13 protein-coding genes are annotated in these 15,807 nt (G+C 68.8%); 4 read left to right on the top strand and 9 right to left on the bottom strand.

The genetic code is table 11. The features are described from left to right. Window positions 1-419: 419 nt before the first annotated feature. Complete coding sequence (locus tag OEZ60_RS18690; protein WP_263339535.1) at window positions 420-563, top strand: hypothetical protein; 144 nt, start codon at window positions 420-422, stop codon at window positions 561-563. On the opposite strand, the gene OEZ60_RS18685 is transcribed toward OEZ60_RS18690, so the two are convergent. From OEZ60_RS18685 to OEZ60_RS18670, 4 genes are all read right to left on the bottom strand, one after another. Beyond that, window positions 551-1,117, bottom strand: coding sequence for a tetratricopeptide repeat protein (locus OEZ60_RS18685; protein ID WP_263339532.1), 567 nt, complete (start codon window positions 1,115-1,117; stop codon window positions 551-553). The genes OEZ60_RS18690 and OEZ60_RS18685 overlap by 13 nt on opposite strands. Before the next feature lie 74 nt (window positions 1,118-1,191). Then, a complete protein-coding gene (locus tag OEZ60_RS18680; protein ID WP_263339529.1) occupies window positions 1,192-3,159 on the bottom strand; it encodes an ABC transporter permease in 1,968 nt (655 codons plus the stop codon). Further along, a complete protein-coding gene (locus tag OEZ60_RS18675; protein WP_263339527.1) occupies window positions 3,159-4,187 on the bottom strand; it encodes a quaternary amine ABC transporter ATP-binding protein in 1,029 nt (342 codons plus the stop codon). The genes OEZ60_RS18680 and OEZ60_RS18675 overlap by 1 nt, the downstream gene beginning before the upstream one ends. A 64-nt stretch (window positions 4,188-4,251) precedes the next feature. Beyond that, a complete protein-coding gene (locus tag OEZ60_RS18670) occupies window positions 4,252-5,193 on the bottom strand; it encodes an ABC transporter substrate-binding protein (RefSeq protein ID WP_263339524.1) in 942 nt (313 codons plus the stop codon). Between the two features lie 156 nt (window positions 5,194-5,349). Here OEZ60_RS18670 and OEZ60_RS18665 point away from each other — a divergent pair, with 156 nt between their 5' ends. Then, on the top strand, window positions 5,350-6,057 hold the full coding sequence (locus OEZ60_RS18665; protein WP_263339521.1) for a response regulator: 708 nt from the start codon (window positions 5,350-5,352) through the stop codon (window positions 6,055-6,057). Between the two features lie 22 nt (window positions 6,058-6,079). Here OEZ60_RS18665 and OEZ60_RS18660 read toward each other — a convergent pair whose 3' ends face one another. The 3 genes from OEZ60_RS18660 to OEZ60_RS18650 all read right to left on the bottom strand — a co-directional run bounded on the left by OEZ60_RS18660 (window position 6,080) and on the right by OEZ60_RS18650 (window position 10,293). After that, complete coding sequence (locus tag OEZ60_RS18660) at window positions 6,080-6,397, bottom strand: carboxymuconolactone decarboxylase family protein (protein WP_263339519.1); 318 nt, start codon at window positions 6,395-6,397, stop codon at window positions 6,080-6,082. Window positions 6,398-6,515: 118 nt separating this feature from the next. Beyond that, window positions 6,516-7,559 carry a GTP 3',8-cyclase MoaA gene (gene moaA, locus OEZ60_RS18655; RefSeq protein WP_411709815.1) on the bottom strand — a complete coding sequence of 348 codons (1,044 nt, stop codon included), beginning with the start codon at window positions 7,557-7,559 and terminating at the stop codon, window positions 6,516-6,518. 67 nt (window positions 7,560-7,626) lie between these two features. Further along, window positions 7,627-10,293, bottom strand: a complete 2,667-nt coding sequence (locus OEZ60_RS18650; RefSeq protein WP_263339515.1) for a molybdopterin-dependent oxidoreductase — start codon at window positions 10,291-10,293, stop codon at window positions 7,627-7,629. Between the two features lie 114 nt (window positions 10,294-10,407). On the opposite strand from OEZ60_RS18650, the gene OEZ60_RS18645 reads away from it, so the two are divergent. After that, complete coding sequence (locus OEZ60_RS18645) at window positions 10,408-11,112, top strand: response regulator (protein WP_263339512.1); 705 nt, start codon at window positions 10,408-10,410, stop codon at window positions 11,110-11,112. On the opposite strand, the gene OEZ60_RS18640 is transcribed toward OEZ60_RS18645, so the two are convergent. Continuing rightward, complete coding sequence (locus tag OEZ60_RS18640; protein ID WP_263339510.1) at window positions 11,082-13,850, bottom strand: ATP-binding protein; 2,769 nt, start codon at window positions 13,848-13,850, stop codon at window positions 11,082-11,084. The two genes, OEZ60_RS18645 and OEZ60_RS18640, sit on opposite strands and share 31 nt — an antisense overlap. Between OEZ60_RS18640 and torT the strand changes: the two genes are divergently transcribed. Then, window positions 13,849-14,832, top strand: a complete 984-nt coding sequence (gene torT, locus OEZ60_RS18635) for a TMAO reductase system periplasmic protein TorT (RefSeq protein ID WP_263339509.1) — start codon at window positions 13,849-13,851, stop codon at window positions 14,830-14,832. The genes OEZ60_RS18640 and torT overlap by 2 nt on opposite strands. A gap of 2 nt (window positions 14,833-14,834) precedes the next feature. Here torT and OEZ60_RS18630 read toward each other — a convergent pair whose 3' ends face one another. Then, window positions 14,835-15,758, bottom strand: a complete 924-nt coding sequence (locus OEZ60_RS18630; protein ID WP_263339506.1) for a LysR substrate-binding domain-containing protein — start codon at window positions 15,756-15,758, stop codon at window positions 14,835-14,837. Between the last annotated feature and the right edge of the window lie 49 nt (window positions 15,759-15,807).

Raw genomic sequence — 15,807 nt, 5'->3', positions numbered from 1 at the left:
GGTCCGCACCCTCAAGCACTGCCTGCCCTTCATCGACGCGCTCTCGCTCGGCCTGATGATCCCGCTCGCGACGGACCTGACCGTGGAAGGCGGAGAGATCGCCTGGGACTGGGATCCGCCAGTGATCGCCGACGCCCCGCTCACGCGGGCGCCGGTCGGGCTCCATGTTCCCGAACAGGCGACGGGGGCGCCGCTGCCGGTTGACGGCCAACTGATGGTCAAGTTCATCAACTTCTGGGCGCTGGAGGCGCCCGAGGGCTGGGATCTTCTCTTCACCCATCCGCTGAACCGCGCCGACCTGCCGTTCCGGACGCTCTCGGGGCTGGTCAGCGCCGACCGCTTCCGGCTCGGCTATGTCCATTTTCCCGCGCTCTGGACCGATCCGGGGTTCGAAGGCGTGCTGCCCGGCGGGCACCCCGGTGGCGCAGGTGATCGCGCTGCCACGCAGCCAGCCGGGGCTGGAGATCGCGACGATGTCGGAGGCGGAGATCGCCGAAAGCCGCCACATCCAGGAGACGTTGCAGGCCGAACCCGGCCACTACCGCAAGAGCTACCGCGCCTGAAGCTCGGGAAGGCGGAGCGGGATGCGCCCCTTCGCCACGCGGATCATCGCCGTCAGCGCCTCGGGCCGCGACGCGGCGTCGGAGAGGAGCGCCTTGAGGTGCGGCGTCGCATCCTGCCCGAGCTCGCAGGCGGCGCGGTATCTGAGCACCAGCACCTCGCGGTCCTCGGGCAGGCCGTGGGCGGCCTCGATCGCCGCCTGCCAGTCGCCGAGCCGGAGCCGGAGCCGCGCGAGGTTGCGGCGCGCGTCGGCGTCGCCCGGGGTCAGCGCCAGGGCCTTCGTGAAGGCGCGTTCGGCCGCGGCGGGGTCGCCCGCACCGATCAGCGTGCGGCCAAGCTCGAACCACGCGGCGGCGTGGGCGGGGTCGGCCGCGACGGCCTTGCGCAGCCACGGCAGGTTCTGCGGCGCGCGGCCGCGCATCTCGATCACCTTGGCGAGGTTGTAAAAAACGCTTGCGGGCGCCCCCGAAAGGGCGACCGCGCGACGCAGGAGCCGTTCCGCCGCGATCCAGTCGCGAGCGGCCAGCAGGTGAGGAAGTCGGTCGAGGTTGCTCATGGCCGCCACCTTGCCCGGGAAAGATGACGGTTGCGCGACAGCCGGCAGACCCGCCACGGACCGAGAGCACGACCTCAGAACACCCCGAGCGCCCGCCGGCGGTTGGCGGACCAGCGCATGATGATGTGATCAAAGCTCAGCGCCATCAGCGCCACGCACATGCCGAGCACGAAGTTCTTGCCGAGCTGGTTGCCCGCGAGGGTCTTCTGCAGTTCCTGACCAAGGTCCTGGGTGCCGATGAAGGCGGCGATGATCACCATGAAGAAGGCGAACATGATCGCCTGGTTGAAGCCCACCGCCATCGTCGGCAGCGCGAGCGGCAGCTGCACCTTGAGGAGTTTCTGGCGCCGCGTCGCCCCGGACATGTCCGCCGCCTCCAGTAGCTCCTCGGGGACGGCGCGGATGCCCTCGATCGTGTAGCGCATCAAGGGCACGGTGGCGAAGATGAAGATCGCGAAGACCACCGACACGTCGTTCACGCCGAAGAGCATGATCGCCGGGATCAGGTAGACGAAGCTCGGGAAGGTCTGGGCGGTGTCGCAGACGAGCAGGATCGGCTCGGCCCATTTCTTCCGCCGCGCCGCGAGGATCCCGAGCGGCAGGCCGATCAGGGCGGCGAGCACGACCGCCGAAATCACCGCATAAAGCGTGATGATCGAGCGGTCCCACCAACCGGTCAGCGCGACGATCCCGAAGAAGGCTCCCGCGAGGAGCGCCGAGCGGCGCCCGCCGACGAAATGGCCCGCCGCCGCCGCCGCGAGCACGACCGAGGCGGTCGGCAGCCACAGAAGCCCGTTGCGGAACGGGATCAGCACCCAGGTGATCAGGAACCAGCGCAGCCATTCGGTTACCCCGGTGATCGCCTTGTTGGAGAGGATCGCGCGGATCACGCCGTCGATCTCGGCGCCGATCGAGAAGTCCTGGTCACGCTTGATGTGGTCTGCGACCTGAACGAACTGGGCGACGAACAGGAAACCGAGGAACGCGGCGATCCCGATCAGCAGCACCTGGTTGCGCCGCCACCACGGCGTGCCGCGCTCGAAATGCTCGGGCTGCTTCACGACCCAGGCCTTCGAGCAGCGGTCGAGCGTCACCGCGATCAGCACGATCGTCACCCCGATCTCGAAGCTGCGCCCGAGCTTCAGCGAGTTCATCAGCGACAGGAGCTTCGCGCCGAGCCCCGGCATGCCGATGAAGGCGGTGAGGACCACCATCGCCAGCGAGAGCATGATGACCTGGTTGACGCCGACCAGAAGCTCGGTCCGGGCCGAGGGGATGTAGACATGGCGCAGCATCTGCCAGCGGGTCGAGCCGCTCATGTGGCCGGCCTCGACCACCTCGCTCGAGACCTTCTTCAGCCCGAGCGCGGTCATCAGCACCATCGGCGGCACCGCGTAGACGACGGTGGCGACGCAGCCTGCCGTCGGGCCAACCTTGAAGAAGATCACCGCCGGCAGGAGGTAGGTGAAGAACGGCAGCGTCTGGAACACCGCGAGCAGCGGCATCAGCGCGCGCTCGAAGCGCGGGAACTTCCAGGCGGCGAGGCCGAGGAGGAGCCCGGCGAGTGCCGCGACCGGGGCGGCGACCGCGATCACCGACATGGTCTGCATGGCGATTTCCCATTGCCCGACCAGGGCCACCCAGACGAAGGTGCCGCCGGCGAGAAGCGCCATCCGCCAGCCTTTCAGCGCATAGCCCGTCACCGCCGCCACCGCCGCGACCGCGGTCCAGGGGATCGGGCCGAGATAGGGCCAGCGGTTCTTGCCGTAGAGCAGGTTGGCAGTGATATCGAGGAGCCACTCCAGCCCCGCCGAAATGGTCCGCGTGACGTGGATCAGGCCGAGATCGTCCTTGATGAAGTCGAACAGCCCCTGCATCCAGACGTCATAGGGCAGCACCGCCCAGCCCGGCACACGGGTCAGGAACTCCGGCAGCGCCGGCTTGGCGAGCGCCAGAAGGGCCGCGAGCGCCAGAAGCACCGCGGCCGTGTGGGGTCGGGCAAAGCGGCGCACCTGGCCGGATGTGAGATCGGTGACCGCCATCAGACCGACCCCAGCAATATGTCGAGCGCCTCCTGGCGGTTCATCGCGCCGATAAGCCGGCCCGACTTGTCGGCGACCGGCAGCATCTCGCGGCTTTCGTTGACGAGTTGCCGGGCCAGTTGCAGCACCGTCGCGTCGGCTGCCACCGCGGGGCCGTCGACCGCATGGCCGTTGATCGGCTGGGCGAGCACCTTGGCATGCACGACCCGCGACTTCTCGACATCCTCGGTGAACTTCGCGACATACTCCGTCGCGGGTTTCAGCACGATCCGGTCGGGCGTGTCGCATTGCTCGACCGCGCCGTCCTTCATGATCGCGATGCGGTCGGCGAGCCGCAAAGCCTCGTCGAAATCATGGGTGATGAAGACGATGGTCTTGCCGAGCATGCCGCGCAGCCGCAGGAACTCGTCTTGCATCTCGCGCCGGATCAGAGGATCGAGCGCCGAGAACGGCTCGTCGAGGAACCAGATGTCGGGCTCGATCGCGAGGCTGCGGGCGATGCCGACGCGCTGCTGCTGGCCGCCCGAAAGCTCGCGCGGGAAATACTCCTCGCGTCCTTCGAGCCCCACGAGCTTGATCACCTCCATCGCCCGCTCGCGCCGGTCGTGGCGGTCCTGCCCGCGCATCTCGAGCGGAAAGGCCACGTTGTCGAGCACCGTGCGGTGCGGCAGGAGGCCGAAGCTCTGGAACACCATCCCCATCTTGCGGCGGCGCAGCTCGATCAGCTCGCGCTCGTTCAGCGCCATCACGTCCTGACCGTCGACGATGACCTCGCCGCCGGTGATGTCGATCAGGCGCGACATGCAGCGCACCAGCGTCGACTTGCCCGAGCCCGAGAGCCCCATGATCACCAGCATCTCGCCGCGCCCGACCTCGATCGAGACGTCGCGGACGGCGGCAATGTAGCCGGCCTTGCGGATCTCCTCGAAGCTCTGGCCGCGCCCGGCGCTGGCGAGGTAGCCGTGGGGATCGGCTCCGAAAAGCTTCCAGACATTGCGGCAGGAAATCACGGGTGCGGCGTCGGTCATCGGGTCACTGGCTCCTGTTTCGAGCCATCGGGGGCAACCCCCGATGGCAGTCTTGCGCTTGCGGTCACTCGGTCCAGGGCTTCCAGACGTCCTCGTTCGCGGCCAGCCATTCGGCGGCGGCGTCCTCGGGCTCCATCTCGTTGACATCGACGAGCTTCGCCATCTCGGCGATCTGCGGGTTGGTGAAGGAGACCTTGGTCAGCGTCTCGTAGGCGGTCGGCCATTTCTCCTTCATCCCGTCCCAGGCCGCGATCTTGAGATAGCCGCCCGCGGGGTTGCCACAGTCATAGGTCATGTCGGGGTTGGGGCCCACCGCGGCATCCGTGTCGCAACCGTCCTCCCAGGCCGGGAACTCGACGAACTCGCCCGGCCAGACGGCTTCGGCGAAGTTCGGCGTCCAGTTGAAGAGTACGATCGGCTTCTTCTCGGCCTCGGCCGCGCCAATCTCGGCCCAGAGCGCGGCCGCCGACCCGGCGTTGACCACGACGAAATTGAGGTTGAGCGCGTCGACCCGCTCCTGGTCGTGCTTCAACCAGTCGACCGGGCCGCCGAGGAAGCGGCCCTTGTCGCCGGTCTCCGGCGTCGCGAAGACCGCCGCACAGTCGTTCAGCGCCTTCCAGTCCGGCAGGCCGGGACAGGCCTCCTTGGTCCAGAGCGGGTACCACCAGTCCTCGCGCGTCGTCGCGGCATGGGTGGCGACGTCATGCAGCCCGCCCTTCTCCAGCGCGGCGCGGAACGAGGCGCCGAAGGCGCCTTCCCAGACCTCGAGTTCCATCGTCACGTCGCCGAGGCGCACGGATTCGTAGACCGCCTGACTGTCGGTCGTGACGAATTCGACATTGGCGCCAACATCTTCGAGGATCTTGCCGACGGCATGGCTCATCACGATCTGGCTCGACCAGTTGTGGATCGGGATGATGATCGGGTCGTCGGAATCGGCTTGCGCCGCCCCCGCGGCGGCGAGGATGGCGGCGGTTCCGCCGAGAATGAGTCTGGCTTTTTTCATTGCGTGCTCCCTGTTGACCTGCCGACGTGCGGACCGGCGCCGCGCTGCCGACGGACTGACGCTAGGGACGCGATGTGAACAGGTCAGCCGGGGCCGATGAACGGACTCGCGCAAGTTATGAAAAAATGTTAACTGCTAGGATAAATCGGAGGGAGCATGCCCGGACACCGCCAGCCGCATATCGTGATCATCGAGGACGAGCCGGTCACGCGCGCGACCCTGACGAGCTACCTGGACTCGCATGGCTACCGCGTGACCGAGGTCGCGAGCGCCGAGAAAGCCGAGGCGGTACTGGCCCGTGACAACGCGGACCTGCTGCTTGTCGACATCAACCTCGAGGGCAAGGACGGGCTCCAGATCACCCGCGAGCAGCGCGCGCTCTCCGAGGTCGGCATCATCCTGATCAGCGGCCGTACCGACGACGTGGACCGGATCGTCGGGCTGGAGATGGGCGCAGACGATTATGTCTGCAAGCCGTTCAACCGGCGCGAGCTTCTGGCGCGGATCAAGAACCTTTTGCGCCGCACGATGGCGCTGCGCCATCTCAGCCGCACCGTGTTCCGCTTCGAGGGCTTCACCTTCAACGTCACCACGCGGGCGCTGATCCGCGAGACCGGCGAGGCGGTGCGCCTGACCCGCGCCGAGTACGAGCTCCTGGCGCAGCTCGTCCGCCATCCCGCCGAGGTTCTCGGCCGCGAGATGCTGGCCGCGGCGGTCACCCACCGGCAGGAGGGCGGCGACCCGCGCACCGTCGACGTCCTGATCCGGCGCCTGCGCAGCAAGATCGAGCGCGATCCGAAGCTGCCACAGATCATCTCGACCTCGCATGGCGAGGGCTACGTCTTCACCGGGCGGCTCGAATGATCCGGGAACGGTGCGGCGCCGGTCAGGCGGAGTCGGAGACGTCCGTGATCCAGGTCATCGCGGCGACGGCGCGCGGGAAGCCGAGCGGTCCGATCGCGAGGAGGGCGACCTGTTTCAGGTCGTCGCCGGAAAGACCTTCGGCGAGGCCGCGGCGGGCGTGGGAATGCACCGCGCCCTCGGAGGCGGCGCCGATCGCGAGCGCGAGCTTGACGAGGCGGCGCTCGCGGTCGCTGAGACTGCCGGCCGTGCTGGTGGCGGCGCCGAGGGCCGCGTAGGCGTCCCAGACCGCGGGGTGGCTCTTCGCGATGTCGCCGGCGGCGCCGGGGAGATCCTGGGTCATGGCAAGTCCTTTCCGTGTCGTTTCGTTGCTGGCCTCTCAAGGATAGTGGTGGCCGCGCGCCCGGCGCGAGTCCGTATTCCGGTGCCGCAGCGCGGGGCGGCGCTCGCGCATCTGCGTGTCATCCGCCGAGCGCCGACATGTGGCGCGCAACGGCGGGTTCCGCCATCCGCGCGAGGTCGAACCGGTGGCGTTCCGGCTTGGCCCGGATCGCCTGCCGGATCGCCTGCAAGGCGGCGCCTTCGGAGCGGCGGAGCGGCGCGCGCAGGTCGACCGAGCCCTCTTCACCCATGCAGGTGAAGAGCCGGCCGTCGCAGCTTACCCGTACCCGGTTGCAGAGCGCGCAGAAATTGCAGGAGAGCGGCGAGATCAGGCCGAGCATTCCGCCGGTCTCGGCCACCCGCAGATACCGCGCCGGGCCGCCGGTGCCGGCCCGCTCGGGCGCGAGCGTCCAGCGGCTCGCAAGGTCGGCCTGCAGCTCGCGGAGCGAGAGCACGCTGGCGCGGCGGTCGAGCCCGGTATCGCCGAGTGGCATCTCCTCGATCAGCGTGAGGTCCATGCCGCGGCGGTGGGCGAAGCGGATCAGGTCGTCGACCTCGCTTTCGAAGGCGCCGCGGCTGGCGAGCGCGTTGATCTTCACCTTCAGGCCGGCCTCCCGCGCCGCCTCGATCCCGGCCAGAACCATGCGGATGTCGCCGCGCCGGGTGATGGCGCGGTAGCGCGCGGGGTCGAGCGTGTCGAGCGACACGTTGACCCGCCGGACACCGCAGGCGGCGAGCGCCCCGGCATGGCGGGCCAGCAGCGTGCCGTTGGTGGTCAGCGTCAGCTCGTGGAGCGCGCCGGAGCGCAGGTGGCGCGAGAGATCGCCGAAGAGGTCCATCACGTCGCGCCGCACCAGCGGCTCGCCCCCGGTGATCCGGAGCTTGCGGACGCCGTGGCGGATGAAGAGTGCCGAGAGCCGCGCCAGTTCCTCGAGGCTCAGAAGCTCGCGCTTCGGGCGGAAGGTCATGGTCTCGGCCATGCAGTAGGTGCAGCGCAGGTCGCAGCGGTCGGTGACCGAGAGCCGCAGGTAGCTGACCCGCCTGCCGAACCCGTCGACGAAGGGAGCCGGCGGCAGGTCCGCGCGGCAGGGCGTGCCGGGGACCGGAGCGTGATGCATCGTCATGGTCATCGCTTTCGGCCGGAGAAAAGGGGGGCGGCCGGCGCATCCGGCCGCCCGGTTTGGCACTGCCTCACATCGCGTCGGAGGCGTTCTTCATCAGGTAGTCCATCACCAGCGCCTGTTCGGCCTCGTCAAGACCGGCGCGGGGGAACATCGAGGGCGTGATGCCCTTCCACTGGAGCTGGGTGAAGTGCGAGACCTCGCGCGGGCCGTGGCAGACGGTGCAGCGTTCGTAGAAGAGCTTCTCGCCCGGATCCATGTCGGCATAAAGCGCATCCGTGATCGCGGTGATCCGGTCGAGGCCGAGCTTCTCGTCGTCGAGCGCCGCGACCTCCATGTCCTCGATGATCGCGGGGGGATCGTAGGCGAGGTTCGGCCCCTCCGGGTCCTCGCACTTGCGCATCGAGACGAGCACGGTGTTGGCCGAGGTCGCCTGGCTGAGGCCGGAGGCGCGCTGGGTCGAGGTGATGAAGTTCACCAGCCCGGAGTTGCAGCGGCCCTTGCTGTCGAGCTGCGGCCAGCCGCCCTCGTAGATCGACACGACGCCCGGCATGATGTCGTCCGACACCACAGCGCCAGCGATCACCGTGCCGCGGTCGTTGTAGAGCTCGACCAGATCGCCGTCGGCGATGCCGCGCGCAGCCGCGTCCTCGCTGTTGATCCGCACCGGCTCGCGGCCCTGCACCATGTAGAGGTTCCTGAGCGTCTCGGAGTTGGCCATCTGGCTGTGGAGCCGGAACCACGGATGCGGGCTGACGACGTGCAGCTGGCCCTCCGCGGCGTTGCCGAGGTATTCGTGCTTCTCCATCCAGACCGGCATGCCGGGGCAATCCTCGAGCTGCATGTTCGCGATCTCCTCGCAGAACATCTCGATCCTGCCGGATGCGGTGTGGAGCGGGTTGGCCTCGGGATCCTCGTAGAAACTGCCGTGGCGGGTCCATTTGCGGGCCTCGGCCGGCACCTCCATGCGGGCGTAGCCCTTTTCCCAGAATTCCTCGAACGGCGTGTGCTCGGCGGCGGCGGAGCGTTCATAGGCCCGCTGGATATGGGTCATCAGGTCCTCGCCGTCGGTGAACTGCGCCCAGAGGCCGAGCTTGTCCGACAGGGCCTCGAAGATCTCGTAATCCGAGAGGCTCTCGCCCAGGGGCTCGATCACCTTCTTCATCGCGAAGACCTTGTCGTTCGAATAGGTGCCGCCGACGCTGATGTCGTCGCGTTCGAGCGTCGAGGAGGCGGCCAGGACGATATCGGCCCAGCGCGTCGCGGCGGTCCACCAGACATCGACGCTGACGATGGTCTCGACCTTTGTCAGCGCGCGGATCAGCCGGTTGGTGTCCTGCTGGTGCGACATGAAGTTGTTGCCGGCGTTGAAGATCATCTTCACGTCCGGGTAGGTGCTTTCGCGGCCGTTATAGGTGAAGGTCGCGCCGGGGTTTTCCAGCATCTCGGTGATGCGCGAGGCCGGGCAGATGCCCTTCACCCAGTTGCGGCCCTGGCTCATGCCGGTGGGCGTCGCCTTGCCCGATTGCGGCATGCCGCCGTTGCCGTAGTGCCAGGAGAAGCCGACGCCCTGCCCCGGCTTGCCGATCTTGCCGGTCAGCGCCGCGAAATTCACGATCGCCCAGTGCGCCATCTCGCCGTGCTGGGCGCGCTGCAGCGACCAGGCGCCGGCGATCTGGGTCTTCGAGGCGGCCAGAAGCTCGGCCAGTTCGGTGATCTTCGCCTCGTCCATGCCGGTGATCGCCGCGGCCCAGGCCGGCGTCTTCGGGGTGCCGTCCGTCTCGCCCTTCACATAGGCGATCCATTTGTCGGCACCGACCGTGTATTTGTCGATATAAGCGCGGTCCTCGAGCCCCTTGTCGAGCACGTGCCAGGCCATCGCGAGGAAGAGCGCGGTGTCGGTGTTGGGGACGATCCTCACCCATTCGGCGCCAAGATATTCGTCGGTCGCGGTGCGCTGCGGGTTGATCGAGACGAAGCGGCAGCCGTTGTCGCGGATCTGTTCCCAGGGCGCGTACATGCCGTGGTCGGCCACCGTGTACTCGATCCGGTTGTTCTTGATCGGGTCGCAGCCGACCAGAACGAAAAGCTCGGTGTTGTCGCGGATCACCTCCCAGGCGGTCTGCGGCGAATAGACCTCCATGTCGCCGATCACGCGGGGCAGCGAGATCTGCGAGGCGCCGGCCGACCAGTCGCCCTGGGTGTTCGTGCAGCCGCCCATCAGGTTCAGGAGCCGCCCCTGCATGACGTTCGGGCGGAAGTTGCCGGCATTGGCCCAGCCGCCATAGGAGGAGGAGAAGATCGCCTCGTTGCCGTGGGTCGTCGCGGTATCGAGAAGCGCCTTCGCCGTGAGGCCGAGCGCGGTGTCCCAGTCGACGCGAACGTAGGGCTCCTTGCCGCGCAGTTCGGGCCTGGTGTCGCCGCTCTCCCAGCCTTCGAGGTAGGACTTGCGCACCATCGGATAGAGAATCCGCGTCTTGTCGTAGGTGCGGTCCATGATGCCGTAGGTCAGCATCTCGGTCGGGCGGGCGTCAAGCTCGGCCACGGCGTTGATGCCGACGAGCTTACCGTCGCGCACGACCGCCTCGAACGGGCCGTAGTGGGTGGCGTGGAAGGTGCGGTCCGCGAAGGAATTGGGGTCGATCGCGGCAAGTGCGGTGGAGTTCATCAGGCCCGTGGCGCCGAGCGCGGCGCCGCCCATCAGAAAGCCGCGGCGGGTGGGGTTCAGAAAGGTCATGGTTGCCTCCTGTATGTGCGTTTCGATGCGGACCCTAGGCTTTCCGGACCGCGACGGGCTTGATGGGGCGCAATTCTGCTTGTGCGAAGTTGTAAAGAATTGTAAATCAACACCATGACCCAGCATGTCCTGATCGTCGAGGATGACCGCGTCACGCGGATGCGTCTTGCGGCCTATCTGCGCGAGCTCGGCTACCGCGTGACCGAGGCCGAAGGCGCCGAGGCGATGGACGAGATCATCGACATCGACCCTCCGGAACTGCTGCTCGTCGACATCAACCTCGAGGGCAAGGACGGGCTGACGATCACCCGCGAGCAACGGGCGCGGTCGCGGGTCGGGATCATCCTCCTGACATCGCGGTCCGATCAGGTCGACAAGATCGTCGGGCTCGAGATGGGCGCCGACGACTATGTCACCAAACCTTTCGACAAGCGCGAGCTCGCGGCGCGGGTGAAGAACCTGCTCGCCCGGATCGCCGATATCGGCCAGGCGCCGCGAGCGGCCCAGCCGGTCGACACGTTCGGCCCCTGGCGGCTCGACCGGATCCGCCACCGGCTGGTCTCGGCCGGCCGGGTCGAGAGCCTGACGCCGCTGGAGTTCGACGTTATGACCGCGCTCGCCGACCATCCGGGCCAGACGCTGAGCCGGGCGCGGCTGTCGGAGATGATCGGCCGGGGTGCGATGCGCTCCAACGACCGCATGATCGACGTCGTGGTCGGGCGGCTCCGGCGCAAGTTCGAACGTGATCCCGCCGCGCCGGACTGGATCCTGACCGATCACGGCCGCGGCTACAGGTTCGTCGATCCCGCCTCGGTCTGAAGCCCTTCCGCAGCCGCTGCCGCGCGCAAGGTCGCCGCGGCACTGTCGGCGGCCGCGCGCATCCGCCCGATGAGCGCGGCATCGGCCCCCTCGGGCGCGGCCTCGATCCGGCCCAGAACGTCGCAGAGCGCCGCGAGCCGGAAATTCGCCGCCGCCCCCTTCAGCCGGTGCGCCGCCTTGCGCTGCCGCTCCGGCGTGGCGGAGACAATCGCCTCGAGCGCCTCGGGCAGATCGCCGAGAAAGGTCCCGACAATCCGCCCGGTCACGTCGGCGCCGAGGTCGGCGATGTCACCGCGCAGGCTCTCGGCCACGGCCGTGCCGTCGACCGCGGCCGGCTTCGATCCTTCGAGTAGTTCCGCCAGAGCCCGCGGCGAGACCGGCTTGGTCAGGATCCGCCCAACCGAGAGGCGGGCGCGGTTCTCCGCCGTGTCCTCAATGAGATGCGCGGTCAGGATGGCAAGACGCGCCCCGCCGCCGATGCGCAGCGCCACCTCGCCACCCTCGATGTCCGGCAGGTCGAGGTCGATCAGGATCAGGTCGAAAGGCCGCTCGGCCGCCAACCGGATCCCTGCGGCGCCGGTCTCGGCCTCCTCCACCCGGCAGCCGAGCCGTTCCAGATAGCCGCGCGCCACCATCCGGTTGACCGCATTATCCTCGATCACCAGCACGTCGCGTCCAAAATCGTGTGCCGCCAGCGGCGCCTCGTCCTCGGCGACCGCGTCGGGCTCGCCCGGCAAGAGCGGCACGGTCAGCGTGAAGCGGCTGCCGATGCCCGGCTCGCTCTCGACGCTGAGCGCCCCGCCGAGCGCCTCGGTGAGGTTGCGCGAGATGGCGAGGCCGAGCCCCATGCCCTCGATCCCGGACCGGCGCGCAGAATCGGCGCGTTCATAGGCGTCGAAGGCGCGCGCGATCGCCTCGCGGGTCATGCCGATGCCGGTGTCGGCGACGGTGAAGCTCACGACATGGCGCCCGGTCGCCGCCTCGACGGCATGGTCGACCGACAGCGCGACGGTGCCGCGCCGGGTGTATTTCACCGCGTTGGAGACCAGGTTGCCGACCACCTGGCGGATCTTCACGACATCGCCGCAGAGGACCGGCGGCGCCGGCTCGGCGAGGTCCACCACCGCCTCCAGCCCCTTCGCGCCGGCAAGCGAGTGGAGCTGGTGGCCGAGCTGACCGACAAGCTCGCGCAGCCGGAAATGCACCGCATTGCCGCGATTGGTTCGGTCCTCACTGCTGGCATAGCTGAGGATGTCGTTGGTAATCTCCAGAAGCTCGCGCGCCGCGCGGTGCGCCGTCCGAACCCGCTCGAGCTGGCCCGGCCCGATCACCTCGGCCTCGAGGAGGCCGAGCATCCCGATGATGCCGTTGAGCGGCGTGCGGATCTCGTGGCTCATCCGGGCGAGGAATTCGGTCTTGCTGCGGCTCGCGGCCTCGGCCTCGGCGCGGGCGGCGTCCGAGGCGCGCATCTCGGCCACCACGTCGCCGGTCCGCGCGATCACCGCGTCTTCGAGGCTTTCGCGGAGACGCGCCGCCTCACGCATCCGCCGCCGCAGGATGTTGAGCGCCTTTTCCATGCGCCCGATCTCGTCATGGCCGCTGATCGGCATCGGCGCGCCGAAATCGCCGCGCGCGACGGAGACGATGCGGCGCGAGAGGTCCGCGAGCCGCGTGACGATCTGCCGGCGCGCATAGAGCCACAAAGCCGAGGCGGTGACGACCGAGGCGAGGACCAGAACAAAGAGCGCGGCAGCGAGCCAGGAGGACACGCGCTCGGCCCGCGCGATCTCGGCCAGGGCCTCGGCCTGCGCCGCGTCGCGGGCCTGCCGGGCCTCGGCCGAGAGCGTGGCGATGATCTGGCGGAGCCGCTCGCTGCCGGTGGCAATTGATGACTGCAAGGCCATTCGCTCGGCCTGAAGCGACAGGAGGCCGCCGGGTCCGGCCGCGCCGCGCAGCCGGACCAGGATTGCCTGCGCCTCCTCGCGCGCCGACGGGGACGGCATGTAGATGACCCGGCGCTCGGCGAGGCCGAGGCGGTCGGTCAGATCGGCCCCGGCAGCGGCCAGCGCCTCGGGGGTCCCGCTGACCGGAACCTGCTGCAACATCAGCCGCGCGGCATCGACGATCCGCGCCAGTTCCGCGAGCCGCTCGAAGCCGAAGAAGTAGCGGTCGGCGAGCTGGTCGAGAATCCGCCGCGCATCGCGTTCGGGATGCGAATAGACCCCGGCGATGCCCGCCGTGACACGCAGCCGGGCTAGGTCGATCTGCGCCTCGATCAGCCCGTCGAGCCGCCCGCCCATCTCGTCGATCCCCGCAGCCTGCACCGCGATCCGGTCCGAGAGCCGGAGGAGATCGTGCCCTTCCCCGGTCATCTGCGCGACGATTCCGGCCGCACCGCGCTCCGTGCCCGGCGGCGCGGCACCGCGCCGCACCGCGCCAAGCTCCCGCGCCCCCCGCTCGAGGCTGTCGACCGCGCCGGCAAGCGCTTCAGCGATCCGGTCGAGATCGGCGCTGGTGTCGGCCTGGACAAGCGCCTGCGCCAGCGTCCCCACCACCGCGGCCGAGGCATCGATCCGGCTGGTCAGCTCGGTCGCCGGAAGGCTCGAGCGCATCAGCGCGTCATGCGTGCGCACGAGATGCCGGTTGACGGCAATGGCGGCGACACCCACCATGATGGCGATCGCCCCCATGGCGGACAGGATCTGGATCAGCCGCGTGTCAAATCTCGTCCTCCGCATGGCCAGACATTACGGGGCCTCCGGCATCCGTTCAATCGCGGCCCTGCTCCTCGCCGCGGCGCTGTCGCTGACGGCGGCGGCCGCGGCGGCGCGGCCGCTCTTCTGCGTGCTGGTTCCGCATTTCAAGGACGAATACTGGCTGAGCGTGGGCTATGGGCTCGAACAGGAGGCCGCCCGCAAGGACGTGGCGCTCCTCTTCTTCGAGGCGGGCGGCTACAACGCGCGGGTGCGGCAGATCGAGCAGCTTGAAACCTGCGCGGCGCGGGGCGTGGACGCGGTCCTGATCGGCGCCGTCACCTCGGACCATCCCGACCTGATGCGCGAGATCGCCCGCGTGGCGAAAGGTATCCCGGTCTTCGGCCTGGTGAACGAGCTGCACTCGGACGCGCTGAGTGGCCGCATCGGCGTCGACTGGCGCGACATGGGCGAGGCAGTCGGGCGCCACCTCGCCACGCTGCACCCAGAGGGCACGGCGGCGAAGACCGCAGTGTTCATCTCCGGCCCGTCGGCGGCAGGCTGGACGGCGCCGCTGGAGGATGGGCTGCGGCGCGGCCTCGCCGGAAGCGCCGTGACCATCCTCGAGGTCTTCAGCGCCGATACCGGGCTCCGCCAGCAGCTGGCGCAGGTCCAGACCGCCCTGGACCGTTATCCGGACGTCGACTACCTGATCGGCAGCGCCCCGGCGGTCGAGGCCGCGATCGGGCTTCTCGCGGCGGATACCGGGCGGCGGCGGCCGGAGTTTCTTTCGACCTATGTCAGCCACACGATCAAGCGCGGGCTGATGAACGGCAGCGTCATGGCCGCGCCGTTCGACGATCCCGAGTTGCAGGGCGAAATGGCCATCGATCAGGCCGTCTCGGTCACCTCGCCCGGCCCCTCGGACCGGTCGGCCGGGCCGGAGGTGGTGCTTCTGGTCGGCCGCGACGAGAAGTTGGTCGACGTCCGGGTCTCGCCGGACGATTACTTCCCAACGATCCAGTAGCGTCAGAGTTGCGCCGCACCGGTTTTTACACGGGCGCCCGTCGGCGGCACCAGCCCGCCGATCCAGTCCAGAAAGACCCGCGCGTCGGCGCGCATCTCCGAATGGGGCAGGATCGAGCAGTGATAGGCGCGCGGCGTGACGATGACGCGGTCGGAAACCTGCACCAGCGCGCCGCTCGTCAGAAGATCGTCGACGAGGTGGCGCCAGCCCAGCCCGATCCCCTGCCCGTTCTGGATCGCGCGCAGGTAGACCATGTAGCTGAAGAGCCGGTCGATCGGCTGCGGCTCGGGCGGGCCGAGCCCGGTTCCCGCTAGGAAGCGGTCCCAGTCGCTGGCATGGGCGCCGCTCGACATGTGCAGGAGCCGTTCTCGGACCAGCTCCTCCGGACCGAGACGCCGCCCCGCGGGCAGGCGCCCCGGCGCGCAGACCGCGATCAGTTCCTCGCCGAAGATCGGGCGGCTTTCGGTGCCGGGCGGCGGCGCTTCGCCGAAGGTCACCACGAGGTCGCAGGCAGTCGGGTCGTAATCGGGGTTCTGGTCGCGGGTGACCACCTCGACCCTTATATCGGGATGGGCGCTCTGGAACTCGCCGAGGCGCGGCAGGAGGAAGAAGCTCGTGAAGCCGATGGCCGCGTTGACGACCAGCACGTCGCGCCGCCTCTGCCCCCGGAGCGCGTCGATGGCGCGGCGGATCGCGCCGAGACCGTCGGTGACCGCGGTCGCCAGCATCTCGCCCTCGGGCGTGAGCCGCAGCCGCGGCTTGCTGCGCTGGAAGAGCCGGTGGCCGAGATCGGCCTCGAGTGCGGCGATCTGCCGGCTGACCGCAGGTTGCTGGACGTTCAGCTCCGTCGCCGCCCGCGAAAAATTGAGATGGCGCGCAGCGGCGTCGAAGGCCGCGATCTGCGATAGGGCGGGATAGGCGCGCATATTCATTCCCTTGATGAATGATCTGTATTCATTTTTTCTGCGTTTTTCC

The sequence above is a fragment of the Albidovulum salinarum genome, from assembly GCF_025673475.1.
In the GTDB taxonomy this organism is placed as follows: Bacteria; Pseudomonadota; Alphaproteobacteria; order Rhodobacterales; family Rhodobacteraceae; genus Albidovulum; species Albidovulum salinarum.
Note: the sequence above shows the minus strand (reverse complement) of the source record. Positions and strands in the feature narration are given on the sequence as shown.